This window comes from Amorphus coralli DSM 19760 (assembly GCF_000374525.1).
GTDB lineage: Bacteria > Pseudomonadota > Alphaproteobacteria > Rhizobiales > Amorphaceae > Amorphus > Amorphus coralli.
On sequence record NZ_KB894571.1, the window covers coordinates 450,406 to 474,456 of the forward strand.

Annotated in this window: 24 protein-coding genes; 10 read left to right on the plus strand and 14 right to left on the minus strand. The window is 67.3% G+C overall.

The features are described from left to right. Positions 1-26: 26 nt before the first annotated feature. Positions 27-692 (minus strand): hypothetical protein, encoded by a 666-nt coding sequence (locus C507_RS0106235; protein WP_018698810.1) that lies wholly within the window; start codon positions 690-692, stop codon positions 27-29. Positions 693-1,054: 362 nt separating this feature from the next. On the opposite strand from C507_RS0106235, the gene C507_RS0106240 reads away from it, so the two are divergent. Beyond that, a complete protein-coding gene (locus C507_RS0106240) occupies positions 1,055-1,264 on the plus strand; it encodes a cold-shock protein (RefSeq protein WP_026318894.1) in 210 nt (69 codons plus the stop codon). Positions 1,265-1,279: 15 nt separating this feature from the next. After that, complete coding sequence (gene rpsU / locus C507_RS0106245) at positions 1,280-1,636, plus strand: 30S ribosomal protein S21 (protein ID WP_018698812.1); 357 nt, start codon at positions 1,280-1,282, stop codon at positions 1,634-1,636. Positions 1,637-1,836: 200 nt separating this feature from the next. Here the strand turns inward: rpsU and C507_RS0106250 are convergent, their stop codons facing one another. The 4 genes from C507_RS0106250 to C507_RS0106265 form a co-directional block, all read right to left on the minus strand. Further along, the gene (locus C507_RS0106250; RefSeq protein ID WP_018698813.1) at positions 1,837-2,754 is read right to left on the minus strand and encodes a PhzF family phenazine biosynthesis protein; all 918 of its coding nucleotides are present in this window, start codon (positions 2,752-2,754) and stop codon (positions 1,837-1,839) included. Between the two features lie 35 nt (positions 2,755-2,789). Next, on the minus strand, positions 2,790-3,503 hold the full coding sequence (locus C507_RS20545; RefSeq protein ID WP_018698814.1) for an NUDIX hydrolase: 714 nt from the start codon (positions 3,501-3,503) through the stop codon (positions 2,790-2,792). A 34-nt stretch (positions 3,504-3,537) separates the two neighbouring features. After that, positions 3,538-4,557 carry a ketol-acid reductoisomerase gene (gene ilvC / locus C507_RS0106260; protein ID WP_018698815.1) on the minus strand — a complete coding sequence of 340 codons (1,020 nt, stop codon included), beginning with the start codon at positions 4,555-4,557 and terminating at the stop codon, positions 3,538-3,540. A 152-nt stretch (positions 4,558-4,709) separates the two neighbouring features. Further along, positions 4,710-5,825 carry an ATP-dependent DNA helicase gene (locus tag C507_RS0106265; protein WP_018698816.1) on the minus strand — a complete coding sequence of 372 codons (1,116 nt, stop codon included), beginning with the start codon at positions 5,823-5,825 and terminating at the stop codon, positions 4,710-4,712. A 200-nt stretch (positions 5,826-6,025) separates the two neighbouring features. On the opposite strand from C507_RS0106265, the gene folP reads away from it, so the two are divergent. Genes folP through folK form a run of 3 tightly spaced genes read left to right on the plus strand, consistent with a single transcriptional unit; the run spans position 6,026 to position 7,723 of the window. Continuing rightward, a complete protein-coding gene (gene folP, locus C507_RS0106270; protein ID WP_018698817.1) occupies positions 6,026-6,847 on the plus strand; it encodes a dihydropteroate synthase in 822 nt (273 codons plus the stop codon). Next, positions 6,840-7,220, plus strand: a complete 381-nt coding sequence (gene folB, locus C507_RS0106275; protein ID WP_018698818.1) for a dihydroneopterin aldolase — start codon at positions 6,840-6,842, stop codon at positions 7,218-7,220. The genes folP and folB overlap by 8 nt, the downstream gene beginning before the upstream one ends. Continuing rightward, positions 7,217-7,723 (plus strand): 2-amino-4-hydroxy-6-hydroxymethyldihydropteridine diphosphokinase, encoded by a 507-nt coding sequence (folK, locus tag C507_RS0106280; RefSeq protein WP_018698819.1) that lies wholly within the window; start codon positions 7,217-7,219, stop codon positions 7,721-7,723. The genes folB and folK overlap by 4 nt, the downstream gene beginning before the upstream one ends. A gap of 69 nt (positions 7,724-7,792) precedes the next feature. Here the strand turns inward: folK and ilvN are convergent, their stop codons facing one another. The 3 genes from ilvN to miaA all read right to left on the minus strand — a co-directional run bounded on the left by ilvN (position 7,793) and on the right by miaA (position 11,346). Next, positions 7,793-8,329, minus strand: a complete 537-nt coding sequence (gene ilvN / locus C507_RS0106285; RefSeq protein ID WP_018698820.1) for an acetolactate synthase small subunit — start codon at positions 8,327-8,329, stop codon at positions 7,793-7,795. Between the two features lie 40 nt (positions 8,330-8,369). Then, on the minus strand, positions 8,370-10,145 hold the full coding sequence (locus C507_RS0106290; RefSeq protein ID WP_018698821.1) for an acetolactate synthase 3 large subunit: 1,776 nt from the start codon (positions 10,143-10,145) through the stop codon (positions 8,370-8,372). A 304-nt stretch (positions 10,146-10,449) separates the two neighbouring features. Further along, on the minus strand, positions 10,450-11,346 hold the full coding sequence (miaA, locus tag C507_RS0106295; protein ID WP_018698822.1) for a tRNA (adenosine(37)-N6)-dimethylallyltransferase MiaA: 897 nt from the start codon (positions 11,344-11,346) through the stop codon (positions 10,450-10,452). A gap of 31 nt (positions 11,347-11,377) precedes the next feature. Between miaA and serB the strand changes: the two genes are divergently transcribed. The 3 genes from serB (at position 11,378) to ettA (ending at position 16,183) form a co-directional block, all read left to right on the plus strand. After that, positions 11,378-12,271, plus strand: coding sequence for a phosphoserine phosphatase SerB (serB, locus tag C507_RS0106300; RefSeq protein WP_018698823.1), 894 nt, complete (start codon positions 11,378-11,380; stop codon positions 12,269-12,271). A gap of 144 nt (positions 12,272-12,415) precedes the next feature. Continuing rightward, positions 12,416-14,302 carry a KUP/HAK/KT family potassium transporter gene (locus tag C507_RS0106305; RefSeq protein WP_018698824.1) on the plus strand — a complete coding sequence of 629 codons (1,887 nt, stop codon included), beginning with the start codon at positions 12,416-12,418 and terminating at the stop codon, positions 14,300-14,302. A gap of 225 nt (positions 14,303-14,527) precedes the next feature. After that, positions 14,528-16,183, plus strand: coding sequence for an energy-dependent translational throttle protein EttA (gene ettA, locus C507_RS0106310; protein ID WP_018698825.1), 1,656 nt, complete (start codon positions 14,528-14,530; stop codon positions 16,181-16,183). A gap of 65 nt (positions 16,184-16,248) precedes the next feature. Here the strand turns inward: ettA and tsaA are convergent, their stop codons facing one another. The 3 genes from tsaA to C507_RS0106325 all read right to left on the minus strand — a co-directional run bounded on the left by tsaA (position 16,249) and on the right by C507_RS0106325 (position 17,765). Continuing rightward, positions 16,249-16,752 (minus strand): tRNA (N6-threonylcarbamoyladenosine(37)-N6)-methyltransferase TrmO, encoded by a 504-nt coding sequence (gene tsaA / locus C507_RS0106315; protein WP_018698826.1) that lies wholly within the window; start codon positions 16,750-16,752, stop codon positions 16,249-16,251. A 196-nt stretch (positions 16,753-16,948) separates the two neighbouring features. Then, positions 16,949-17,296, minus strand: coding sequence for a BA14K family protein (locus C507_RS0106320; RefSeq protein ID WP_018698827.1), 348 nt, complete (start codon positions 17,294-17,296; stop codon positions 16,949-16,951). A 256-nt stretch (positions 17,297-17,552) separates the two neighbouring features. Then, complete coding sequence (locus C507_RS0106325) at positions 17,553-17,765, minus strand: cold-shock protein (protein ID WP_018698828.1); 213 nt, start codon at positions 17,763-17,765, stop codon at positions 17,553-17,555. Positions 17,766-18,047: 282 nt separating this feature from the next. On the opposite strand from C507_RS0106325, the gene C507_RS0106330 reads away from it, so the two are divergent. Further along, positions 18,048-18,689 (plus strand): MBL fold metallo-hydrolase, encoded by a 642-nt coding sequence (locus tag C507_RS0106330; protein ID WP_018698829.1) that lies wholly within the window; start codon positions 18,048-18,050, stop codon positions 18,687-18,689. 52 nt (positions 18,690-18,741) lie between these two features. On the opposite strand, the gene C507_RS0106335 is transcribed toward C507_RS0106330, so the two are convergent. Beyond that, a complete protein-coding gene (locus tag C507_RS0106335; protein WP_018698830.1) occupies positions 18,742-19,641 on the minus strand; it encodes an NAD(P)/FAD-dependent oxidoreductase in 900 nt (299 codons plus the stop codon). Next, positions 19,628-20,086 carry an Rrf2 family transcriptional regulator gene (locus C507_RS0106340; RefSeq protein WP_018698831.1) on the minus strand — a complete coding sequence of 153 codons (459 nt, stop codon included), beginning with the start codon at positions 20,084-20,086 and terminating at the stop codon, positions 19,628-19,630. Before C507_RS0106340 ends, C507_RS0106335 begins: the two co-directional genes overlap by 14 nt. A 281-nt stretch (positions 20,087-20,367) precedes the next feature. Between C507_RS0106340 and C507_RS0106345 the strand changes: the two genes are divergently transcribed. Further along, positions 20,368-21,498 (plus strand): TauD/TfdA family dioxygenase, encoded by a 1,131-nt coding sequence (locus C507_RS0106345; RefSeq protein ID WP_051089719.1) that lies wholly within the window; start codon positions 20,368-20,370, stop codon positions 21,496-21,498. Between the two features lie 70 nt (positions 21,499-21,568). Here C507_RS0106345 and gyrB read toward each other — a convergent pair whose 3' ends face one another. Next, positions 21,569-24,001 carry a DNA topoisomerase (ATP-hydrolyzing) subunit B gene (gyrB, locus tag C507_RS0106350; RefSeq protein WP_018698833.1) on the minus strand — a complete coding sequence of 811 codons (2,433 nt, stop codon included), beginning with the start codon at positions 23,999-24,001 and terminating at the stop codon, positions 21,569-21,571. Between the last annotated feature and the right edge of the window lie 50 nt (positions 24,002-24,051).

A 24,051-nucleotide genomic window follows, 5' to 3' on the forward strand; every position in this document is an offset into this window, starting at 1 on the left:
GCATTCGCGCAGCGTCGCGCCCGGCCCTATGACTTGCCCGTCTTGCCAAACGCGCTGAACTGGTCGAACAGCCGCTGATAGGCCTGGACATCCGGAAAGCCCATGGCGGCTGCGGCGTTGTTGGCGGAGTCCACCATTGCCGCGGTGTTCGTGGCGACCGTCGGCCCCTCATCGCCCTGACTGCGCATGAAGCCGTCGGTGAAGGCCGACATGGCATCGAGCCAGGGATTGAAGGTGCTGGGGGCGGAGCGATCACCGGACCGCCCGCGCGCGTACCCGCGGAAGAAGGCGATCATCAGATCGCCGGCCGTGCCGAAACGGTTGCTGCGGGTCAGCGAGGTCGCGAAGTCGGCCGCCACAGCCGGAAACAGGGTCCGCACGATGTCGGCCCCGAGACCGCTTGAGCGCGCCGCCTGATCGATGACCGCGCGGGCGAGATCGTCCTGGCCGAAGAAGGCCTTGCTGAGCCGTTCGCTGTCGTCGTCGAAACGGCCCACCGGCATCGCCTCCTGGATCGCTTCCTTGAGGCGTTCGGGGTCGGCCGCCGCCCTCTGATAGGCGACGGCGAAGGCCGGCATCAGCGCGGTCAGCGCACGGCTCGTCTCGGCGGTGGAAAGGTCGAGCTTGTCGGCCATGGCCGCGATCGACGATCCGGCACTGGCAAAGTTCGAGAAGTCCAGTTCCGGTCCCATCGAACGCCCTGAACACGCTGCACTGGCGCAACTGTCACGCACGGCCATGCATTCGTCAAATCGCGGTCGCCCCGCCCCACCGGCCGACCACCGCGCTCTGCCTGAAAAAACGCCGCGCCGGACACCGAGGCGCAAACCGTGCGACCGACACCCTACGGCTGCACCTTAAACCGCCCCGAAGGCCCCAATCGGCATTGACCGCAGGCCGGAAGAGGCTCATATACGGTGCTGTCGCGATTTCACGCTGCCTTGCTGTGTTGGCTCAGAACGGCCTCCCAAGTTAAAGCTGAATTCGGGTAAGTTCCTGCGCGCTGGTTGCGCAGGTGACGCAAAGATTTGCGTTAGTCTACATGGAGGCCAACATGGCTATCGGTACCGTTAAGTTCTTCAACCACACGCGCGGCTACGGCTTCATCACGCCGGCCGAGGGTGGTCCTGACGTGTTCGTTCACGCGACTGCTGTCGAGCGCGCCGGCATGGCTCCGCTCGAGGAAGGTCAGCGCATCAGCTACGACGTCGAGCCGGATCGTCGTTCGGGCAAGAACGCCGCGACGAATCTCGCCAACGCCTGATTCGGCCGCACGCCAATGAAAGGCCCGGCCGGCCGGCCGGGCTTTTTTCGTTATGTCGCCGAGCCGCTCTTGATCCTTCGGGTCGGATCGGCTCAAACGGTCCGCCAACCCGTTGAAAGGAGAATTCCCCTGCAAGTCGAAGTCCGAGAGAATAACGTCGACCAGGCCCTCAAGGTGCTGAAGCGGAAGCTGCAGCGCGAAGGCGTCATGCGCGAGCTCAAGCGTCGCCGCGCCTACGAGAAGCCGTCTGAAAAGCGCGTCCGCAAGGAAAACGAGGCCGTGCGTCGGTCCCGCAAGCTCGCCCGCAAGCAGGCGCAGCGCGAGGGCCTGATCGCCAAGCCGCGTGCCAAGACGGCCGGTGGCCGCCGCTGATACGCGGCTTGTTCCCGTAGCCTGACAGATCACGAGCGATATCCGCCTCCGGCCCGGCCGGATCGATCGGCGGTATCGTGGCAGCGGACGGAGCCGACACGGCCTGCCCGCCGCTGACAGGCAGCCGGGAGCCCGCGACCGCCTCCTCGACGGAGGCTGGTCCTCGCTCCCGCCCTGCAGTCCTTTTCCGACCTGCCCCGTCAGATCCGGAGCGTGCCCTCGGCGATCACCACCGCCGAGCCGCCGATGCGCGCGCCGTGCAGGTCGCCGTCCGCCACGTCCAGCTCCAGGCTGATCAGCGACGGACGCCCCATCTCCACACCCTGCTCGATGAGATAGCGATGGCTGCCCTCGGTCAGCTGGCCGTAGCGATGCAGCACGCCCGAAAGGGCTGCCGCGGCAGCGCCGGTGGCCGGATCTTCGCCGATCCCCATGCCGAGCCCGAACATGCGTGCATGCAGCGTGGCGTCCGGCCGCTCCACCTCCGCTGTGAACACATAGATGGAATCGTGGCCGCCGCCGCCTTCGCCGAACACCTGCGCCCATTTCTCCGGACGGGGCTGCGCCCGGCGCGCGGCGTCGAGGCCGTTTACCGGGACGATCAGGAACGGGACGCCCGCACTCGCCACGGAAACCGGGTAGTGGCCGAAGCCGATCTCGTGCGGCGCCAGCCCGAGGGCCTCGGCCACCGCATCGGCTCCGGGCGCGGTATCCGACACCTCCGGCAGGCGCGGCAGATCGAACTCCGCATAATGGGTACCGCCCGGCCGCAGGACGACACCGCAGCGCACGGGCCCGACCTCCTCCTCCAAGACGATCATGGCATCAACGTCCGCACCGGCATCGGCAAAGCGCTGCTGGCCGAGATAGATGGCCGTGCCAACGGTGGGATGGCCGGCGAAGGGCAGCTCCGTGCCAGGCGTGAAGATGCGCAGCCGCGCGGTATGGGCCGTGTGTTCCGGCGGCAGCACGAACACCGTTTCGGACAGATTGAACTCGCCGGCAATGGCCTGCATCCGCGCCGTGTCCAGCCCCTCCGCATCCAGCACGATCGCGAGTGGATTGCCGCTCAGCGCTTCCTCGGTGAAGACGTCGAGCACGGCATAGCGTCGGTCCATCGGTGCCTCTCTCGGATGGTTCGTCGGCGGCCGGGTCAGTCCGGCAGGATGAAGCGGGCGATCGCCCGTGTATAGGGCGGACAGGTTAGCACGGCGTCGTCGCCGGGTGTCCGGACGACGACGATGCCGGCGAGCTCCGGATCGGCCTCGGCCGCCAGATGGGCCTCGATGCGGGCCACGAGCGCGTCGGTCGACTGGGGAAAGCGCAGGACCTGCGCCACGGCGCCATAGGGATGGTCGAACACGAACAGGAGGTCGGGATCGGCCGTGGCATCGGCGGCCCTGAGCCCTGTCTCCTCCTCCATTTCCCGGGCGATGGAGCCGGTGAGGTCGACGCCGTCGGCGCCGACATCGCTCAGGTCCGGCGTGCCGCCGACCAGCTTGATGGTGCCGGCATCATCGGTGGAGGCTCCCATCCGGCCAAGCAGCAGGTGGCCGTCGGCAGAGACGATCGCGGCCGCGCCGAACAGGTTGACCAGACCCGCATCGGGCCCGTTCCAGGCGATGAAGGCGGAGAAGGTGGCATAGTCGACGGGACGGCCCGTGGCCGTCAGCGTCTCGTCGTCCACGGCCATGTCCTCGAAGATCAGGACGGTGCCGTTGAAGAGGGCCGGGTTGGCGGCGACGGCGGAGTGCCAGCGCGCCTCGATCTCGGCGCGCCGGCTAATGGCGAAGGACGGTGCCCCGTCCCGGAACCCGATCGCGGCGGATCGGAGGGTGCGGACCGGGACAGTGTCGTCTCCGGCCATGCTGCCCTCCCCGCCCCGAGCGGCGCGCGATGCGCTAGTTCTTGTCCTTGTCGACCAGCGCCTTCTCGCGGATCCACGGCATCATGTCGCGGAGCTTGGCACCCACCTCTTCGATCTGGTGGGCGTTGTTGCGGGCGCGGGTCGCCTTGAACGAGGTCTGGTTGACCTTGTTCTCCAGCATCCAGTTGCGGGTGAACGTGCCCGACTGGATGTCCTCCAGGACGCGCTTCATCTCCGCCTTGGTCTCCGGCGTCACGATGCGCGGGCCGGTGACGTACTCGCCGTACTCGGCGGTGTTGGAGATGGAGTAGTTCATGTTGGCGATGCCGCCCTCGTAGATGAGGTCGACGATGAGCTTCACCTCGTGCAGGCACTCGAAGTAGGCCATCTCCGGGGCGTAACCCGCCTCGACGAGGGTCTCGAAGCCGGCCCGGATCAGCTCCACCAGGCCGCCGCACAGGACCACCTGCTCACCGAACAGGTCGGTCTCGCATTCCTCGCGGAAGGTGGTCTCGATGATGCCGGCGCGGCCGCCACCAACGCCGGAGGCGTAGGACAGGCCGATGTCGTGGGCGTTGCCGGAGGCATCCTGGGCGATGGCGATCAGGCAGGGCACGCCGCCGCCGCGCTGATACTCGGAGCGCACCGTGTGGCCCGGGCCCTTCGGGGCGACCATCAGCACGTCGAGGTCGGCGCGCGGCTCGATCAGGTTGAAGTGGACGTTGAGGCCGTGCGCGAACAGGAGGGCGGCGCCCTCCTTCATGTTGGCCGCGAGGCTCTCGTTGTAGATGTCGGCCTGGAGCTCGTCCGGCGTGAGCATCATCACCACGTCGGCCCACTTGGCCGCGTCGGCAACGGACATCACCTTGAAGCCCTCGGCCTCCGCCTTGCGAGCCGAAGACGAACCTTCACGCAGCGCCACGGCCACCTCGGCCACGCCGGAATCGCGCAGGTTCAGGGCATGAGCGTGGCCCTGGCTGCCGTAGCCGACGATGGCGATCTTCTTGCCCTTGATGAGGTTCAGGTCGGCATCCCGATCGTAATAGACGCGCATGACCGCAGTGTTCTCCTTGAATATGCATGCCGAACGGGCGGGCAGCCTCTGGCCCGGCCCTTCTAGCGGCCGTCGGCCGAACGACAGCGTGGCGCGTTGTACCGCTCCTCAGGGCGAATGCAAATGGTGAGGGACCCTGAAATCCTAGAAAATCAGGACCTGACCAGGGTCAGACGCTTCGCCGCCCGGGTGATCGCCGTGTAAAGCCAGCGATCGCGGTGCTCCTTGAAGGCAAAACTTTCGTCGAAGAGCACCACGTCGTCCCATTGCGAGCCCTGCGACTTGTGCACCGTGAGGGCATAGCCGTAGTCGAACATGTCTGTGCCGCGGCGCATCTGCCAGGGGATGGATTCCGGTCCTTCCTGAAAGGCCTGCTTGAGCACCTTGATCTTGGCGACCGGCCCCTTGGCCCCGCCATCCTCGGCCCTGACCAGCATCTGCACCGACTGGCCCGGCTTGCGCGACACCGACGACACCGTCCACAGACCGCCGTTCAGGAGCCCCTTCTCGGTGTTGTTGCGCAGGCAGACGAGCTTGTCGCCGGATTCCGGCAGCACGTCGGTGAAGCCCTTCAGCTGGCGCAGGCGGCCATTGTAGGCGCGGCGCGTGCGGTTGGTGCCGACCAGCACCTGGTCTGCGGCCAGCACCATGTCCTGGTCCACGTCGGCACGGCTGATGACGGCGCTATCGCCGTAGCGTCCATGCTCGATTGGGCTGCCCTCGCGCACCCGCATGGCCAGATCGATGATCGGGTTGTCGCGGGCCTGCCGATGCACCTCGGTCAGCATGAAGTCCGGCTCGGTCTCGGTGAAGAAGCCGCCGCCGGCGACAGGAGGAAGCTGACCCGGATCGCCGAGCACCAGGATGGGCGTGCCGAAGGACAGGAGATCCTTGCCGAGCGCCTCGTCGACCATCGAGCACTCGTCGATGACCAGCAGCGCCGCCTTGGAGACCGAGCTCTGCTTGTTGAGGGAGAAGGTGGGCGAGACCTGCCCCTCCTCGTCCTCGGTGGTCTCGCCGCGTGGACGGTAGATCAGCGAGTGGATGGTGCGGGCGCTTTCCGCCCCCTTCTCGCGCAGGACCTGGGCCGCCTTGCCGGTGAAGGCGGCGAACAGGACGTCGCCGTCGACGCCTTCCGCGATCTCGCGCGCCAGCGTCGTCTTGCCCGTGCCGGCATAGCCGAACAGGCGAAACACCTGACTGTCGCCGCGCTTCAGCCAGCGGCTCACCGCCGTGAGCGCAGCCTCCTGTTGCTGGGACCACTCCATGAAACGTCTCGATTCGCTTACGATCCGGAAACCGGGGGAGTTTGCACGAATGACCCCGAACGGCCACCCGCAAGCCGACTGCGGCGCCGAACTTTCTTGACGTGACGGCGCGACCGGTCCAGCCATCCTCCGTTTGCATCAACCGATTTCAGACCACGATCGAGGAAACGTCCGCCCATGGTCCGACCCGGCCACCGCCCATGACCGCGCTCTCCGGCTTCGAGGAAGCCCCGCCGGCTCCGCCGGCCCGCGCCAGGATCATGGGGATCCTGAACGTCACGCCCGATTCCTTTTCCGATGGCGGCCAGCACGATCGGCTGTCCACGGCCATCGACCACGCGCTCGCCATGGAAGCCGCCGGCGCCGACATCATCGACATCGGCGGTGAATCGAGCCGGCCCGGCCACAGCAAGGTCGACGTGGAGACGGAGCTTGCCCGGGTGATCCCGGTGATCCGCGAACTGCGCAACCGGCTGCAGCGGCCCATGTCCATCGACACCACCAAGGCGGCCGTGGCGGAACGCGCACTGAGCGCCGGCGTTGCCATCCTGAACGACATCTGGGGCCTTCAGCGCGAGCCGGAGATCGCCTCCGTCGCTGCCGCCTTCGATGCCGAAACGGTGGTCATGCACAACCGCACCGAAATCGATCCGACGATCGACATCTTCGACGACCTGGAGCGGTTCTTCGAGAAAAGCCTGGCGATCGCGCGCAAGGCCGGGCTTTCTGACCGACGCGTCGTGCTCGATCCGGGCATCGGCTTCGGCAAGTCGCTGCAGCAGAATCTGGCGCTGATCGGAGACATTCGGCGGATCCGGGCCATGGGCTACCCGGTGCTGGTCGGGCTGTCGCGCAAGTCGATGATCGGCAAACTGCTCGGCGCGGAGGTGGATGACAGGCTGGTGGGCACCCTGGTTCTCGACACGCTGGTGCTGGCCGGCGGTGCCGACATCATTCGCGTGCACGACGTGGCCGAGCATGTGGCCGCCCGAACCCTGGTGGAGGCCGTCAACCGTGCCTGAGCGTTCCGACCGTCTCTTCATTCGCGGCATCGCCGTTTTCGCCCGACACGGCCTGCACGCGGCAGAAGCCGAGCTCGGCCAGCGCTTCGACATCGACCTGGTGCTCGAACTGGACACCAGCGAGGCCGGCCGCACCGACGACTATTCCCGGACCGTCTGCTACGGCACTGTCTTCGAGACGGTGCGGGCGATTGCCGAGAACGAGCGGTTCAAGCTGATCGAGGCGCTGGGCGAAACCATCGCGGAGCGGCTTCTGGCCGACTTTCCGCGCCTCACCGCCGTGGAGATCGAGATCCGCAAGCCGTCGGCGCCGGTGGCCGGCATCTTCGACACCATCGGCCTGTCCATCCGGCGAGACCGCGCCTCCGGATGAGTCCCGTTTCCGTCACCTTCGGGCTCGGCGCCAATGTCGGCGATGCACAAGCGACCGTGCGCTCGGCGCTCGACCGGCTGCACGCGACCGACAGCATCGTGCTTCAGACCGCCTCGCCCTTCTTCGCGACGCCGCCGTGGGGCTTCGAGGCGCAGGACTGGTTCGTCAACGCCTGCGCGGCCGGCAGCACGACCCTGTCGCCGCGCGATCTGCTCGCCGCATGCAAGGCCATCGAGGCGGAGCTGGGACGCACGGAAACCTTCCGCTGGGGCCCGCGCGTCATCGACATCGATATCCTCACCTATGGCGACAGCGAAATCGGCGAGCCGGACCTGATCATCCCGCACCGGGAGCTTCTGAACCGCGCCTTCGTGCTGATCCCGCTGGCGACCATCCGGCCGGACATCGAGGTCGCCGGCGAAAAGGTGGCGGACGCCGCGGCGCGCTTCGCCGACGATCCGATCCGCGAGATCGCGCCGGGGTGGGCGCCCTCCCCCAGATAGACGAAAGGCGGACGCAAGCGCCCGCCTTCGTTCAGCTCAGGAGCGTGCCCGGCGGCCGAAGCCGCCCGCTCACATTCCCTTGGCGCCGCGGCTGATGGCGGCGATGCCGGTGCGCGATACTTCCACCAGGCCGATCTCGCTCATCAGGCCGATGAAGCGGTCGATCTCGACGGTGGACCCGGTCAGCTCGAAGATAAAGGACTCCAGCGTCGCGTCCACGGTGCTGGCATCGAACGCCTGGGCGAGCCGCAGCGCCTCCACCCGCGCCTCGCCGCGTCCGGCCACCTTGACCAGCGCCAGCTCGCGCTCGATGGCCTCGCCCTCCACCGTCAGGTCGGCGACCCGGTGGACCGGCACCAGCCGTTCCAGCTGATGCTTGATCTGATCGATCACCATCGGCGTGCCGGTGGTGACGATGGTGATGCGCGAGACCTGGCGCTCGTGCTCGGTCTCCGACACCGTGAGGGTGTCGATGTTGTAGCCACGACCGGAGAACAGCCCGATGACCCGGGCGAGAACGCCGGGCTCGTTGTCGACGATGATCGACAGGGTGTGGCGTTCGACCGGGTCGGGGTCGCGGGCGGGCTGGATCGGTTTCATCAGCATCTCGATATCCGTCGTCTGTGCACTCGGGGCTCGCGCGTCGTCAGACGAGCGCGGCGCCCGTGGAGTCGATGGCGTTCTCCAGCGCTTCCGCCTCGACGTCGTCGACATCGGCAGAGAGCAGGATCTCGTTGTGCGCGCGGCCCGACGGGATCATCGGGAAGCAGTTGGCAAGGTTGGCGACCCGGCAGTCGAACAGGACCGGCTTCTTCACCGAGATCATCTCGGCGATGGCGTCATCCAACTCGTCCGGTCTGGTCGCCTGGATGCCGACGCAGCCATAGGCCTCGGCCATCTTCACGAAGTCCGGCAGCGACTCGTTGTAGGAGTGCGACAGCCGGTTGCCATGCAGCAGCTGCTGCCACTGGCGGACCATGCCCATGTACTGGTTGTTCAGGATGAAGATCTTGATCGGCAGGTCGTGCTGGACCGCCGTCGACATCTCCTGGATCGTCATCAGCACCGAGGCATCACCGGCGATGTCGATGACGAGGCTGTCGGGATGCGCCACCTGGACGCCGACCGCAGCCGGCAGGCCGTAGCCCATGGTTCCCAGACCGCCGGACGTCATCCACCGGTTCGGATCTTCGAACTTGAAGAACTGGGCGGCCCACATCTGGTGCTGGCCGACCTCGGTGGTGATGTAGACATCCTTGTCGTGGGTGGCGTTGTAGAGCGCCTCGATCGCCTGCTGCGGCATGATCACGTCCGGGCGCGTCTTGTAGGCCAGGCAATCCTTGCCCCGCCACGCCTGGATCTGGTCCCACCAGGCTTTCTCGGCCTTCTTGTCCGGCGTCACTGCCGCCGCCTTCCACAACCGGATCATGTCCTCCAGGACATGGGCAACGTCGCCGATGATCGGGATGTCACACTGAACCGTCTTGTTGACCGAGGACGGGTCGATGTCGATGTGGATGATCTTGGCGGTCGGCGCGAAGGCATCGATCCGGCCGGTGATGCGGTCGTCGAAGCGCGCCCCGACGCAGACCATCACGTCGCAGCCGTGCATGGCGAGGTTGGCCTCGTAGGTGCCGTGCATGCCCAGCATGCCGAGCCAGTTGGGATGGCTCGCCGGGAAGGCGCCCAGGCCCATCAGCGTCGAGGTCACCGGGAAGCCGGTGAGCTTGACGAGCTCGCGCAACAGCTGGCTGGCCTGTGGGCCGGAGTTGATGACGCCGCCACCGGTATAGAAAATCGGCCGCTTCGCCGTCGTCATCAGATCGACCGCCGCGCGAATGTGGTCGAGGTCGCCCTTCACCTTCGGCTGGTAGGTCTTGTGGACGATGTTCTGCGGGCCGGTGTAGACGCCGCGCGCCAGCTGGATGTCCTTCGGGATATCGACGACGACCGGGCCGGGACGGCCGGTGGTGGCGACGTAGAAGGCCTCGTGCAGGATGCGCGGCAGGTCCTCGATGCGCTTCACCAGCCAGTTGTGCTTTGTGCACGGCCGGGTGATGCCGACCGTGTCGCATTCCTGGAAGGCGTCATTGCCGATCAGGTGGGTGGCGACCTGGCCGGAGATGCAGACCATCGGGATGGAATCCATCAGCGCGTCGGTGAGCGGGGTCACCGCGTTGGTGGCGCCCGGGCCGGAGGTCACCAGGCAGACGCCCGGCTTGCCGGTGGAGCGGGCATAGCCCTCGGCCGCGTGGCCGGCGCCCTGCTCGTGGCGCACGAGGATGTGCTGGACCTCCGACTGCTGAAAGATCTCGTCGTAGATCGGCAGCACGGCGCCGCCCGGATAGCCGAAGAGCTTGTCGACCCCGTGGTCGATCATCGCCTGAACGACCATCTCGGCGCCTGTCATCTCCCGCTGCATGTCATCCTCCAACCCTGTCTGGTGGCCGGTTGTGTGGGAGCCGCCGGCCGCGGCACTGCCGAAAATAAAAAAGGGCCCCGAGGGCCCTTGGATACGCGCACCACCAATCGCGGCCGGGGAATTACCCCGTCCTGGCGATGCGCGTGCGAATTACGAGAAGCGAGTGTTTCATCGAAACCCCGGTTGTCTGGTCGGCAGCACGGTAGAAAGGGTCGCCTTGGCGGTCAAGCGGAAAGTTTTGCCGAGCAAAGCCAGGCGAAGTGGGAACCGGTTCGCCGTCCGGCTTTGCGGCGTAAAGAAGCAATCAGAGCCCAAGCTTTGCGAATGCTTCGCCCTGCTCCAGCCGCTCCCAGTCGGCGAAGCGGTTGCGGAACCAGGTTTCCTGACGCTTGGCGTAGCGGGCGGTATCGGCCACGGCGCGCTCGCGGGCGTTCTCAAGCGTTACGAGACCGAGCGCATGGGCGATCATCGGCGGCAGGCCGATGGCCTTCATGGCCGGCAGGGACGGGTCGACGTCCATCGCCGCGATGGCGCGGGCCTCGTCGAGCGCTCCTGCGGCGATCATGGCATCGAAGCGATCTGCGATGCGCTCGCGCAGGTGCGGCCGCTCCGGGGCAAGCACGATGCGGCGACAGTCCGCCGCCGGCAGCAGCGCCGGGCCGGTCTCCGCCTGCCAGTCGGCGAGCGAACGGCCGGTGGCCTCCAGCACCTCCAGCGCCCGCACGATGCGCTGCGGATCGGAGGGCCGCAGCCGCTCGGCCATTACCGGATCGCGCTCGGCGAGGATGGCGTGCAGCGCCTCGCCGCCCTCCTCCCGGCCACGGGAACGCCAGTGCTCGCGGATTGCGTCGGGGATCTCCGGCACCTGCGACAGGCCCTCGGTCAGCGCGGTGAAATAGAGGCCCGTGCCGCCAACCAGGATGGGCAGCCGGCCTTCGGCCCGAAGCTCCTCGAGCACCACCGCGATCTCCTCGAGCCAGCGCGCGACGGAATAGGCCTCGCGGATGGACACGTGGCCATAGAGGCGATGCGGCGCGCGGGCCTCTTCATCCGGATCGGGTCGCGCGGAGAGAATGCGGAGCTCGCGATAGACCTGCATGGAATCGGCATTGACGATGGCACCGCCGGTGCGCTTGGCGACGGAGAGCGCCAGCGCCGACTTGCCGCTCGCGGTCGGCCCAGCTATCAAGACGGCCCGCATTTCCCCTGCCGTTTCCAAAGATCGCTCCACGATGGACCTCGTCGCCACCCTCATTGCGTCCCCGGCCGAGCCCGCCGTCGACACCGCCGCCGTGGCCGCCGCCCAGACGCTGCTGCCCGACGCCGACATCACCGTGCTCGCCGACAGCGTGGCGGTGGATCTCGCCTTTGTCGATGCCTCGGCCACCGATGCCCGCACCTGGCAGGACCGGCTGCGTGCGGCAATGGGCGACCGCCCCATCGATGTGGTGGTGCAGGCTCCGCTCGCCCGGCGCAAGGCGCTTCTGATCGCCGACATGGATTCCACCCTGATCGGCCAGGAGTGCATCGACGAGCTGGCCGACGAGCTGGGCCTGAAGCCGCAGATCGCCGCGATCACCGAGCGCGCCATGCGCGGCGAGATCGAGTTCGAGCCGGCGCTCAAGGAACGCGTCGGCCTGCTCAAGGGGCTGCCGGAGGCGGTCATCGCGACGGTGCTGGCCGAGCGCATCACGCTGACGCCGGGCGCTCGTACCCTGGTGCAGACCATGAAGGCGAACGGCGCCTACGCGGCGCTGGTCTCCGGCGGCTTCACCGCCTTCACCGGCCACGTCCGCGACGCGCTCGGCATGGACGAGCACCAGTCCAACATCCTGCATGTGGAAAACGGGACGCTGGCCGGCACGGTCGCGGAGCCGATCCTCGGTCGCGACGCCAAGCGCACCCGGCTGGAGGAACTGGTGGCCGAACGGGGCATCGCGGCCGCCGACGTGATCGCGGTGGGCGACGGCGCCAACGATCTCGCCATGCTGGAGGCGGCCGGCATCGGTGTCGCCTTCCATGCCAAGCCGAAGGTGGCGGAAGGCGCCGACGCGCGCATCGATCACGGCGACCTCACCGCGCTTCTCTACCTCCAGGGCTATTCGCGCGACGCCTTCGTCGACTGACGCACCGCCATTGCCGTCCCGGAAGCGTTGCGGCGGCGGGCCGGATCGGTAACAACGGTCGGGCCTGATCGCCGGGTCCCCTCTTCCCGCTCCGGAACCCGACCCGTCACCATCAGCGCCTGTCACGCCCGGGAAGGCCAGCGCATGACCGATCACGCGGCCCAAGCCAGCGAGCCCAAGCGCAAGGGCGCGCTCGTCGTCGTCGGCGCGCTCGGCATCGTCTTCGGCGATATCGGCACAAGCCCGCTCTACTCGCTGCGCGAGGCGGTGCTCGCCGCCGGCCATTTGCCCATCGAGATCGCCGTACCCGGTGTCCTGTCGCTGATCACCTGGGCCATCGTCTTCGCCATCGCGGTGAAATATGTCGGCCTGGTGCTGCGCATGGACAACGAAGGCGAAGGCGGCATCCTGGCGCTCGCCACCCTGCTCGGCGTCCACTCCAGCCCGCAGCGCTGGGGGATGGCGCTTATGGGCGCGGCACTGGTCGGTGCCGCCATGCTGTTCGGCGACGGCGTCATCACCCCGGCCATCTCCGTGCTTTCGGCGATGGAAGGGCTGAAGCTCGCCGCCCCGGCGCTCGAACCCTTCGTGGTCGGGCTGACGGTCGCCGTGCTCGCGGTCCTGTTCGTCGCCCAGCGTGCCGGGACGAATCGGATCGGGCGCTTCTTCGGCCCGGTCATGCTGGTCTGGTTCGTGGTTCTGGGCGCGCTGGGGCTGGTTGGCATTGCCGGCAATCCGGGCATCCTCGCGGCGCTGTCCCCGCATCACGGCATCCTGCTCCTGGTCCACGACCCGGCCCGCGGCCTGTTCGTCATCGCCGCCGTCTTCCTCGCCATCACCGGCGGCGAGGCGCTTTACGCCGATCTCGGCCAGTTCGGCCGGCGGTCGATCGCCTGGGCCTGGTACGGGATCGCGATGCCGGGCCTGCTCCTCAACTATTACGGCCAGGGGGCGCTTCTGCTGCAGACCCCGTCTGCGCTCGAGAATCCGTTCTACCTGCTGGCGCCGCACGCCCTGCGCATCCCGCTGCTGCTTCTCGCCACCGCCGCGACGGTGATCGCCTCGCAGGCCGTCATTACCGGCGTGATGAGCCTCGCCCGGCAGGCCATGGACGTGGGCTACCTGGTGCCGCTGCGCACCGTTCACACCGCCGCCGAGCACGAGAGCCACGTCTACATCCCGACCGTCAACGCGATCCTCGGCCTGCTTTCCATCCTCGTGGTGGTCGGCTTCGGGTCGTCGAGCGAGCTGGCCGGCGCCTACGGTCTGGCCGTGGCCACTGCGATGATCACCACCACCGTCCTTTACGCCGCCGCGCTGATCCGGCGCCGCGTCTGGCCGAAGCCGCTGGCCTGGGCGGTGGCGGCGGTGCTGCTGGCAGTGGATCTCCTCTTCTTCTCCGCCAATCTCGGCAAGATCGAGAGCGGTGGCTGGCTGCCGCTGTCGCTGGCCGCCGTCGCCCTTCTGGCGATGGGCGCCTGGCGCGTCGGCAACCGCCGGACGGCCAAGTGGCTCGCCCCGAACCAGGTGCCGCTCGCCGTCTTCGCCCACAGGGAAGAGAGGCAGGAAGCCAACCTCTCGCAGCCGGTGGCGTTCATCTCCCGACGGGCCGGACCGGCGACGCCCAACACGCTGGTGCTGCTCGACAGGCTGCTCGACACCACCTTCTCCCGTGCCGTGGTCGTTTCCGTCGGCGTGGCGGGCCGCCCCCGGGTCTCGCCCGACGACCGGCTGAAGGTCGAAGCGCTCGCAGGCGGCATCCTGCGCATCGACGTCACCGTGGGCTACATGCAGAGCGTCAACCTGCCGGCCATCCTCGGTCCGGTGCTCAAGGACAACGGCATCGACGCGGACAGGCTGGTCTACGTGGTCGGCTTCGAGCGCCCGGTGTTTCCGGAGCGCGTGCGCACGCCGGGCGACGTTCTGGCCGCGGTCTTCGCCTTCCTCGCCCGCTTCACGGAGCGGAGCACCGATCATTTCAATCTGCCGCAGCGGCGCACGCTGGAGGTCGGGGTTCCGGTGCGGCTGTGAGGACGGCTGAGCCAGGTTGCCTTGCGCGGTGATGAATAGCGACACAATTGAAGCGAGGCCGCGCCTCGCGTAGAACACGGCGCGAAGATGGTTCCGCCGTCAAGCGGGACAGGCGCCAGGCTTCGAAGATTTCGGGCCGGGGTCGCAAGGACGGGAGCCGACCGCTCCGCCGGGCACCCGCCTCTCCGCCCCGCAAGGGGCCGTTCAGCCTCTCACAGGATTTCCATGGCACGCCAGTTCATCTACCACATGCAGGGCCTCACCAAGTCGTACGCCGGCGGCAAGAAGGTCCTCGACGGCATCCACCTCTCCTTCTACCCGGACGCCAAGATCGGCGTGCTCGGCCCCAACGGCTCGGGCAAGTCGACGCTCTTGCGCATCATGGCCGGCATCGACACCGAGTTCACCGGCGACGGCTGGGTCGCCGAGGGCGCCCGTGTCGGCTACCTCGCCCAGGAGCCGGAGCTCGATGAAAGCCGCTCGGTCCGTGACAACGTCATGGACGGCGTCGCCAAGAAGAAGGCGATCCTGGAGCGCTACAACGAACTCGCCATGAACTACTCCGACGAGACCGCCGACGAGATGGCGCAGCTCCAGGACGAGATCGACAGCCAAAATCTCTGGGATCTGGACAGCCAGGTCGACCAGGCGATGGACGCGCTGCGCTGTCCGCCGGACGAGGCCGACGTCTCCAAGCTCTCCGGCGGCGAAAAGCGTCGCGTGGCGCTCTGCCGGCTGCTGCTCGACCAGCCCGACCTGCTGCTCCTCGACGAGCCCACCAACCATCTCGACGCGGAGACGGTGGCGTGGCTGGAGAACCATCTGCGGGAATATCCGGGCGCGATCCTGATCGTCACCCATGACCGCTACTTCCTGGACAACGTCACCGGCTGGATCCTGGAGCTCGACCGCGGCCGTGGCATTCCCTACGAGGGCAACTACACCGCCTACCTGGAGAAGAAGTCCAAGCGGCTGGAGCAGGAGAAGCGGGAATCGGCGGCGGAGAAGCGGGCGCTCGATCGCGAGCGCGAATGGATCCAGTCGAGCCCCAAGGCCCGCCAGACCAAGTCCAAGGCTCGTATCCAGGCCTATGACGAACTTCTGAAGCGCAACGACGCCCGCACGCAGTCGTCGGACGCCCAGATCATCATTCCGGCCGGGCCGCGCCTCGGTGACACCGTCATCACCTTCGAGAACATCTCGAAGGGCTTCGGCGATCGGCTGCTCATCGACGACCTGACCTTCAAGCTGCCGCCCGGCGGCATTGTCGGCGTGATCGGTCCGAACGGCGCGGGCAAGACCACCCTGTTCCGCATGATCACCGGCCAGGACACGCCGGACAAGGGCGAGATCTCCGTCGGCGAGACGGTGCAGCTCGGCTATGTCGACCAGTCGCGCGACTCCCTCGACCCCAACAAGACGGTCTGGGAGGAGATCTCCGGCGGCAACGACGTCATCCAGCTCGGCAAGCGCGAGATGCAGTCGCGCGCCTATGTCGGCGCCTTCAACTTCAAGGGCGGCGACCAGCAGCAGAAGGTCGGCAACCTCTCCGGCGGCCAGCGCAACCGCGTGCACCTGGCCACGATGCTGAAGTCGGGCGCCAACGTGCTGCTCCTCGACGAGCCGACTAACGATCTCGACACCGAGACGCTGGCGGCCCTGGAAGACGCCCTGGAGGATTTCGCCGGCTGCGCCGTGGTCATCTCGCATGACCGCTTCTTCCTCGACCGGCTGGCCACCCACATCCTCTCCTTCGAGGGCGACAGCCACGTGGAGTGGTTCGAGGGTAACTTCGCCGACTACGAGGAGGACAAGAAGCGCCGCCTCGGGCCTGACGCGATCGTGCCGCGCCGGGTGAAATACAAGCGGCTGACGCGCTGAGCGCAGACGACGAGAGGGGCCGGCGACGGCCCCTTTTTCGTGCCTGCCGACGCCGCGGGTCCCGGTCAGCCCGACGGTGGCAGCGGCTTCGCGCGCTGCTCGTGCCAGCCGACACGCGCGTCCGGCCGGGCATCGGTGGAGGCGAAATAGGGCTTGATGTCGAGGAGCGGCGTGCCGTCCAGGCAGTCGATGCCGCGGATGGTCAGGCCATCCTCGTGAACCGTGACGATTTCCGCGACGGCAACACCGATCGGGTTCGGCCGGTTCGGCGAGCGGGTGGCGAAGACGCCGTGGCGGACGTCGTCCATCGGCGGCACCAGTGCGATCACATCGCGCGACGCCCGGTCCAGCCAGGTCAGCACGATGACGTGGGAGACGGTTTCCAGCGAGGCGAGGCCCGGCCGGTAGGGGCCCTCGAGCACGATGCGGGCGGTCTCGGCACTTTCGGCGCTGTTCTTCGGGCAGCGGCTGCGTTCGCTCCAGGGCGTGCGGATGGCCCCTATGAAGACCAGCCCGGCGTTGGCGGCAGCCGCCGGCGGAGGATCGATCCGCGTCATCCGGTCCGCCATACCCGCTTCCTTCCGATCCCGCATCTGCCCGCGCCGCGCAGCATGGCGGGTCCGCGCCCGCCCGGAACCCACCATATAGCGAAGTCAACGGCGGTGCCCCATCCCGGAACGGCAACCGCCGCCCTCCGGATGCCGGAAGGCGGTCGGTGCATGCCCCGTCGATGTCCGGCGCGATGTCCTGGCCGGTTTCGACCGATCACCGGCAGAAGTGATTGCGGCCGTCATAGCCCCGGAACGTGCCGGTGCGCGGATCGAAGGAGCGATAGCGCTCGCTGCAGTAAGCGTACCAGCTCGGGGTCCAGGGGCGCGGGCGGCCGCCATAATAGACCGGCTCCTCGTAGACCGTGACGGTGCGCGGCTGCGCCAGGGAGCCGGCGATGATGGCGCCGGTGGCCAAACCGATCACGCCGGCGGCGGCGGCCGAACCGTAGTGGTGATGCTTGCGCCCAGCCTCGGCCACGTCCATCGGCGCACCGACGAAGGCAGCGGCCATTGCGGCAGTAACGGCACCGGCGAATGCAGTATTGCGAAATGACTTGTTCATGGATCTTCTCCGTTCCTTCAGGTATCGGCCCGCTTCGGCGCGTCCTCTGCGGTGCCTGATGATTGGAAGATGGAGAAGTTTTAACGAAACCGAAGTGACGGCAGTCACAAGACGGTCGATAGCCGGAAGTTGCAAAGCGGAAGCGGGGTGACGACCAACAAAAAACGCCGTCGGCTGGGCGACGGCGCTGGAAGGTTTCTTTATGATTGCGACCCGAAGGGTCTCGTTTGAAGGTTCGTTCAGGCAGGCCGGCGGTTCAGGCCATCTGGATGTTGACCGCCTGCGGACCCCGTCCCCGGCGATCGTTCTCGACCTCGAAGGACACCTTGGCCCCCTCGTCGAGAGCCGGCAGCCCGGACCGCTCGAGCGCGGTGATGTGGACGAACACGTCCTTGCCGCCGTCGTCCGGGGTGATGAACCCGAAACCACGGGTAGTATTGAAGAATTTCATTGTGCCGTTCTGGCGCATGGGGAAGTCCCTTTCCCGATGGTCACAGTTTGGTGCGGCGCATCGGCCCGAGACCGGACCGATCTCGGAAACCTCGGGAAAGCCAGGCCCACCCAGCGGGTGACACGTCTTAACCAAAATTCCGAGGGCACCTCGTCCTCGTCCGAGGCACCGACGCCTCCACATATGACGCGGAACCGGGTTATGCACAAGCGAAATTGAGACATCCGGCCGCGTTGTGCTTTCCGGATCGACCGGTTAGCAAGATCTCGCTCGTAAATTGGAAAGGTTCTTCATCCGCCCATGTCCTATCCCATCAAGTTCTTGATCGTCCCCGTCACGCCTTTTCAGCAGAATTGTTCGGTGGCCGTCTGCACAGCCACCAATCGGGCGGCGATTGTCGATCCCGGTGGCGATCTTGACCGCGTAAAGGCGGCTCTGGAAGAGACTGGCGCGACGCCGGAGAAGATCCTTCTGACCCATGGTCACATCGATCACGCGGCCGGCGCCACCACCCTGTCGGAGGAGCTTGGCCTGCCCATCGAGGGGCCGCACCTCGCCGACAAGTTCCTGCTCGACGACCTCGAGGCGCACGGCGCCCGCATGGGCATCCCCGGCCGTAAGGTTGTACCGGGACGCTGGCTCGAGGAAGGCGACGAGGTCACCATCGGCGACTGCCGCTTCTCCGTCCTGCACATCCCCGGCCACTCGCCGGGCCACGTGGTAATGGTCCTCTCCAACAAGGAGGTGGTGATTGGCGGCGACGTGCTGTTCGACGGCTCCATTGGCCGCACCGACTTTCCCTATGGCGACCACGATGCGCTGATCTCGGGCATCAAGGAAAAACTGCTGCCGCTCCCCGACGAGACGGTGGTGCTGCCGGGGCATGGCCAGGCGACCACCATCGGCCGCGAGCGCCAGTCTAACCCTTTCCTGCAGGGCTAAGCCGGCTCCGACGCTTCGGTCGTGGCCGAAGCGTCGGAACCATGCGACGCGATCAGCCCATGACCGCGTCGTGCACGATGGACATGGCGGCGAAGGTCCCGTCGGCCACCGCGAAGGTCACGGAGTGCGGCACCCGCGCCATGTCGCCCACCGCGAAGACGCCTGGGACGCTGGTGCGCTTGTCCGCACCGACCTGGACGATCCGTCCGAGCGGCGTGTCGGTGAAAGCGCAGCCGAGGCGCTCGGCGAGCCCACCGGTCATCCGCATCTGCGGAACGAGATAGAGACCGACCAGCGCCACCCGGCGCCCGTCGGCGAGGCGCACGGCGGCGAGCGCTCCGTCCTCCGCCTCCACCGAGTGCACCGGCGTTTCCTCGATGGTCACGCCGCGGGCGACAAAGTCGCGCCGGCCGTCGTCGGACAGCTCGATCTTGCCGTCGAGGAAGAAGGTCGTCGGGCCCCAGCGGGGAATGACCCTGGCCTGGCCGAGAGAGGCGGGGCCGGTCGCCAGAACGCCAAGCGGCCCGCCGTCGAACTCGTAGCCGTGGCAGAACGGGCAGTGAATGACACTGTCACCCCACAACGCCTCCAGACCGGGAATAGGCGGCAGCACGTCGGTGACGCCGGTGGCGAGCACAAGGCCACCGCCGTGGACCGTTGAGCCGTCGGCCATTTCGACGGTAAAGGCGCCACGCGCGCCGCGCACCGAGACGGCCTCTGCGTTCACGAATGTCACCTCGCGATAGGCGGCGACCTGGGCGCGGGAGCGTTCGAGGATCGCGGCCGGGTTCTCCCCGTCGCTGCCCAGGACGTTGTGCGAAGCGGAGGCAAACCGGTTGCGCGGGGCGCCGGCATCGATCACCGCCACGGTGAAGCGGGCGCGCGCCAGGGTCAGCGCGGTGGAGAGTCCGGCGAACGAGCCGCCAACGATGAGAACGTCATGCGCGTCCATGAACGTGTATCTCCTGAAGGTGAACGGGAAGCCGCGCCCGGAAATCGGCCTGGAGGTCGGCCAGGGTGACGGCTTCGAAACGGGCGAGAAGCAGCGCTTCCGCCTCCTCCATGGCTCCCTCGATCCGCGCGTTGACGGCCTGTTCCACGAGGCAGTCGGGACGGTCGTTGCGATTGCCGAACGCAAACAGCGCCGGCGCGCCGAGCGCTTCGTAGATCTGCCGCAGCGTGATGGCGGAGAGCTGACGCGCCAGCGTCCAGCCGCCCCCCCTGCCGCGCTCCGAGCGCACCAGTCCCGCCTCGCGAAGGCTCGCCATCGTCCGTCGGACGACGACCGGGTTGGTGCCCAGATAGCGCGACAGGATCTCGGAGGTCGCGGGCGTCTCCTTCTCCGCCATGTGGAGAAGGACGTGGAGTACGGAGGAAAGGCGGCTGTCGAGCTTCATGTAACTTCATATGTTACGTTAAATGACCGAGCGCAAGAGGGACGATCGAAGGATTTCGCGCGGGCTGATCGCCGGCGTCGGCATGGCGTCCGTGTCATCTGGCGGCTTGCCGGCGCGGCGCGTCAGCCGTAGCCTCAGACCATGCAATCCGAATTCCCATGTTCAGAGCTTGGCGGGCCCGCCTCCGGCGCGCCCTACGCCAAGATGCAGGAGTGGTGGCCGCCGCCCCGCCGTTGATCCGCCGACTGTCGATCAACACGCTGAACCAAATGGGATTCCCGATGACCATCAAGGACCTCACGGTCCGCGCCGACACGCTCGTCGTGTCCTGGGCGGACGACACCACGACTGCATTCCCGACCATCTGGCTGCGCGACAATTGCCCGTCCGGGCTGCATCCGCAGACCCACGAGCGCTTGCTCGATCTCCTGGAACTTGACGATGCACCGGCGCTCACCGAGGCCCGGCTCGCGGCGGGCCATGCCGTCCTGACCTACGCCGACGGCCATATCAGCCACATGCCGACGTCGCTGCTCGACGCCCACCGGCCGGGCCAGCGCGCGACGGATCCGGCAGCGATCGCGCCCCGCCTGTGGCGCAACGATCTGACGGAGACAACGCTGCCGCGCCATCGCGGCGGCCTGATCATGGCGGACGATCGCGCCCTCGGCGCGTGGATGCAGGAGACTTCGGCCTATGGCCTGTCGATCGTCGACAACCTGGAGGACCGAACCAGCGCCGGTGTCGACGTGGCCGAACGGATCGGCTTTCTGCGGAAGACGAACTTCGGCACGACCTTCGAGGTGATCAACAAGCCGGATCCGAACAACCTCGCCTACACCTCGGTGGCGCTGCCGCTGCACACGGACCTGCCCAACCAGGAGGTGCCACCCGGCTACCAGTTCCTGCACTGCCTCGCCAACGAGGCGACCGGCGGCGGCTCGGTCTTCGCCGACGGCTTTGCCATGGCGGAGGACCTGCGGGCGGACGACCCAGAGGCGTTCCGGCTTCTCTGCGAGGTGCCGATCCCGTTCCGCTTCCATGACGGCGAGGCGGACATCCGGGTGCACGAGCCGGTGATCACCCTGGACCGGTCGGGGGCCGTGATCGAGATCCGCTACAACGCCCACCTGGCCGGGATCTTCGACATGCCGGCGGAAATCATGGCGGACTATTACCGCGCCTATCGCGCCTACATGGCCCGCACGCGCGACCCGCGCTACCACCTGACCCTGAAGCTGAAGGCCGGCGAGATGGTCGTATTCGACAACCGGCGCATCCTGCACGGCCGGGAAGCGTTCGATCCGACCACCGGCTTCCGGCATCTGCACGGATGCTATGTCGACCGGGGCGAATTCGCCTCGCGCCTGCGCCTTCTGGCACGCGCGGAAGGGGCCAGCCAGGCGGCCTGACCGCGACCACGATCAGCGCATCCGGGCTGCGCGCCCGGGTGCGCCATCGACGGTCTGAGACCGTGCGGCCTCAGACGTCCAGGTTTTCCACTTGGAGCGCGTTGTCCTGGATGAACTCGCGGCGCGGATCAACCGCGTCGCCCATCAGCCGGGTGAACACATCGTCGGCGTCGTCGGCCTCGGAAATCCGCACCTGCAGCAGCGAGCGCGCATCGGGGTCGAGCGTCGTCTCCCACAGCTGGTCGGCGTTCATCTCGCCCAGCCCCTTGTAGCGCTGGATGGAAATGCCCTTGCGGCCCACGTCGTAGACGGCCTCGACCAGCGCCCGCGGCCCCCGGATCTCGGTGGTCTTGTCCTTGCGCGAAAGCAGTGCCGCCTTGCCGTAGATTTCCTTCAGGTGGGCGGCCTGGCTGTCGAGCTTACGGGCATCCGACGAGCCGATCAGGGCGGCGTCGATCAGCGCCACTTCCTTCACGCCACGCACGGTGCGCTCGAAGCGCAGGCTGCCGTCCTCCTCGGCCCAGCCTTCCCAGCCCTTCTCCCAGTCGTCGGCAAGGATATCGAGACGGCGGGCGATGTAGGCGGCCGCTTCCTTCGCCTTGTCGGCGTCGTGGAGGATCTCCTCGTTGAGGGCGCCGGCGATCGCCGCCTGCTCCACCACGTAGCGCGGATAGCGCGAGTGCAGACCTTCCAGCACGTTGCGCACGGTGCGCGCACGCTCCACCACGCCGCGCAGGTCCGGCCCGGCCCGCACCTCGCCGGAGGCGAGCGTCAGGGTCGTGTCTTCCAGGCCCGTATCGGTGAGGTAGTCCTCCAGCGCCGCATCGTTCTTGAGATACTGCTCGGAGGAGCCGCGCCGCACCTTATAGAGCGGCGGCTGGGCGATGTAGAGATTGCCGCGCTCGATCAGCTCCGGCATCTGCCGGTAGAAGAAGGTCAGGAGCAGCGTGCGGATATGGGCGCCGTCGACGTCGGCGTCCGTCATGATGATGATCTTGTGGTAGCGCAGCTTGTCGGGATTGAACTCTTCCCGGCCGATGCCCGTGCCGAGCGCGGTGATCAGTGTGCCGATCTCGTTCGACGACAGCATCTTGTCGAAGCGCGCGCGCTCCACGTTGAGGATCTTGCCGCGCAGCGGCAGCACCGCCTGGTAGTTGCGGTGCCGGCCCTGCTTGGCCGACCCGCCTGCCGAGTCACCCTCGACCAGGAAGATTTCCGACTTGGTCGGATCCCGCTCCTGGCAGTCGGCCAGCTTGCCGGGCAGCGAGGCGATGTCGAGCGCACCCTTGCGCCGCGTCAGCTCGCGCGCCTTGCGCGCCGCTTCGCGGGCCGAGGCCGCTTCCACCACCTTGGTGACGATGGAGCGCGCCTCGTTGGGGTTCTCCTCCAACCAGGTGCCGAGCGCGGAGTTGACCACGTTCTCCACCACCGGCCGCACCTCGGAGGAGACCAGCTTGTCCTTCGTCTGCGACGAGAATTTCGGGTCCGGCACCTTCACCGACAGCACGCAGGTCAGGCCCTCGCGGCAGTCGTCGCCGGTGAGCGAGACCTTCTCGCGCTTGCCGATGCCGTGGCTGTCGGCATAGGAGGTGATCTGCCGGGTCAACGCCGCGCGGAAACCCGCGAGATGTGTGCCGCCGTCGCGCTGCGGGATGTTGTTCGTGAAGCAGAGCACGTTCTCGTGGTAGCTGTCGTTCCACCACATGGCGGCTTCCACGACCACGCCGTCGCGCTCGCCGCGCGTGGCGACCGGGATCGACAGGACCGGCTGCTTGGTGCGGTCGAGCCAGCGCACGAACGCCTCCAGTCCGCCGTCATAGATCATCACCTCTTCCTTGCGCTCCACGCCACGCTCGTCGACGAGCGTGATCTTGACGCCGGAGTTGAGGAAGGCGAGCTCGCGCAGGCGGCGCTCGAGGATGGTGAAGTCGAAGTCGACCTTCGAGAAGGTCTCCGTGGACGGCAGGAAGCGCACTTCGGTTCCGGATTTGCCGTCGGCATCGCCGACGACCTCCAGCGGGGCCTCTGCCACGCCATGGCGGAAGCGCATGAAGTGCTCCTTGCCGGCGCGCCAGATGCGCAGATCGAGCTCGCTGGAGAGCGCGTTCACCACCGACACGCCCACGCCGTGCAGACCGCCGGAGACCTTGTAGGAATTCTGGTCGAACTTACCGCCGGCGTGCAGCTGGGTCATGATGACCTCGGCCGCCGAAACCCCTTCCTCCGAGTGCACGTCGGTGGGAATGCCGCGGCCGTTGTCGGAAACGCTGACGGAGCCGTCCGGATTCAGCCTGACCAGCACCAGATCGGCGTAGCCGGCCAACGCCTCGTCGATGGCGTTGTCGACAACCTCGTAGACCATGTGGTGCAGGCCGGAGCCGTCGTCGGTGTCGCCGATATACATGCCCGGCCGCTTGCGCACCGCATCCAGGCCGCGAAGGACCTTGATGGAATCGGCACCGTAGTCAGCGGAAGAGTCGGCGGGAGTGGGTTCCGTCACCAAGAGTGTGTCGTCCGAATCAAGAGGAGAAGACCTGCTCCCTTATAAGGGCT

Coding starts and splice junctions, on each gene's coding strand:
- C507_RS0106325 (WP_018698828.1), bottom strand. CDS start 17,765: ATGCGCCAGAACGGCACAATGAAATTCTTCAATACTACCCGTGGTTTC.
- ilvC (WP_018698815.1), bottom strand. CDS start 4,557: ATGCGCGTCTATTACGATCGGGATGCCGACCTGAACCTCATCAAGGGC.
- miaA (WP_018698822.1), bottom strand. CDS start 11,346: ATGCGGGCCGTCTTGATAGCTGGGCCGACCGCGAGCGGCAAGTCGGCG.
- C507_RS0106290 (WP_018698821.1), bottom strand. CDS start 10,145: ATGCAGCGGGAGATGACAGGCGCCGAGATGGTCGTTCAGGCGATGATC.
- folK (WP_018698819.1), top strand. CDS start 7,217: ATGAGTCCCGTTTCCGTCACCTTCGGGCTCGGCGCCAATGTCGGCGAT.
- ilvN (WP_018698820.1), bottom strand. CDS start 8,329: ATGCTGATGAAACCGATCCAGCCCGCCCGCGACCCCGACCCGGTCGAA.
- C507_RS0106305 (WP_018698824.1), top strand. CDS start 12,416: ATGACCGATCACGCGGCCCAAGCCAGCGAGCCCAAGCGCAAGGGCGCG.
- C507_RS0106340 (WP_018698831.1), bottom strand. CDS start 20,086: ATGAAGCTCGACAGCCGCCTTTCCTCCGTACTCCACGTCCTTCTCCAC.
- C507_RS0106320 (WP_018698827.1), bottom strand. CDS start 17,296: ATGAACAAGTCATTTCGCAATACTGCATTCGCCGGTGCCGTTACTGCC.
- folP (WP_018698817.1), top strand. CDS start 6,026: ATGACCGCGCTCTCCGGCTTCGAGGAAGCCCCGCCGGCTCCGCCGGCC.
- C507_RS20545 (WP_018698814.1), bottom strand. CDS start 3,503: ATGGCCGGAGACGACACTGTCCCGGTCCGCACCCTCCGATCCGCCGCG.
- C507_RS0106345 (WP_051089719.1), top strand. CDS start 20,368: ATGACCATCAAGGACCTCACGGTCCGCGCCGACACGCTCGTCGTGTCC.
- rpsU (WP_018698812.1), top strand. CDS start 1,280: ATGAAAGGCCCGGCCGGCCGGCCGGGCTTTTTTCGTTATGTCGCCGAG.
- C507_RS0106235 (WP_018698810.1), bottom strand. CDS start 692: ATGGGACCGGAACTGGACTTCTCGAACTTTGCCAGTGCCGGATCGTCG.
- C507_RS0106265 (WP_018698816.1), bottom strand. CDS start 5,825: ATGGAGTGGTCCCAGCAACAGGAGGCTGCGCTCACGGCGGTGAGCCGC.
- C507_RS0106240 (WP_026318894.1), top strand. CDS start 1,055: ATGGCTATCGGTACCGTTAAGTTCTTCAACCACACGCGCGGCTACGGC.
- C507_RS0106250 (WP_018698813.1), bottom strand. CDS start 2,754: ATGGACCGACGCTATGCCGTGCTCGACGTCTTCACCGAGGAAGCGCTG.
- C507_RS0106335 (WP_018698830.1), bottom strand. CDS start 19,641: ATGGACGCGCATGACGTTCTCATCGTTGGCGGCTCGTTCGCCGGACTC.
- C507_RS0106330 (WP_018698829.1), top strand. CDS start 18,048: ATGTCCTATCCCATCAAGTTCTTGATCGTCCCCGTCACGCCTTTTCAG.
- tsaA (WP_018698826.1), bottom strand. CDS start 16,752: ATGGCGGACCGGATGACGCGGATCGATCCTCCGCCGGCGGCTGCCGCC.
- ettA (WP_018698825.1), top strand. CDS start 14,528: ATGGCACGCCAGTTCATCTACCACATGCAGGGCCTCACCAAGTCGTAC.
- serB (WP_018698823.1), top strand. CDS start 11,378: ATGGACCTCGTCGCCACCCTCATTGCGTCCCCGGCCGAGCCCGCCGTC.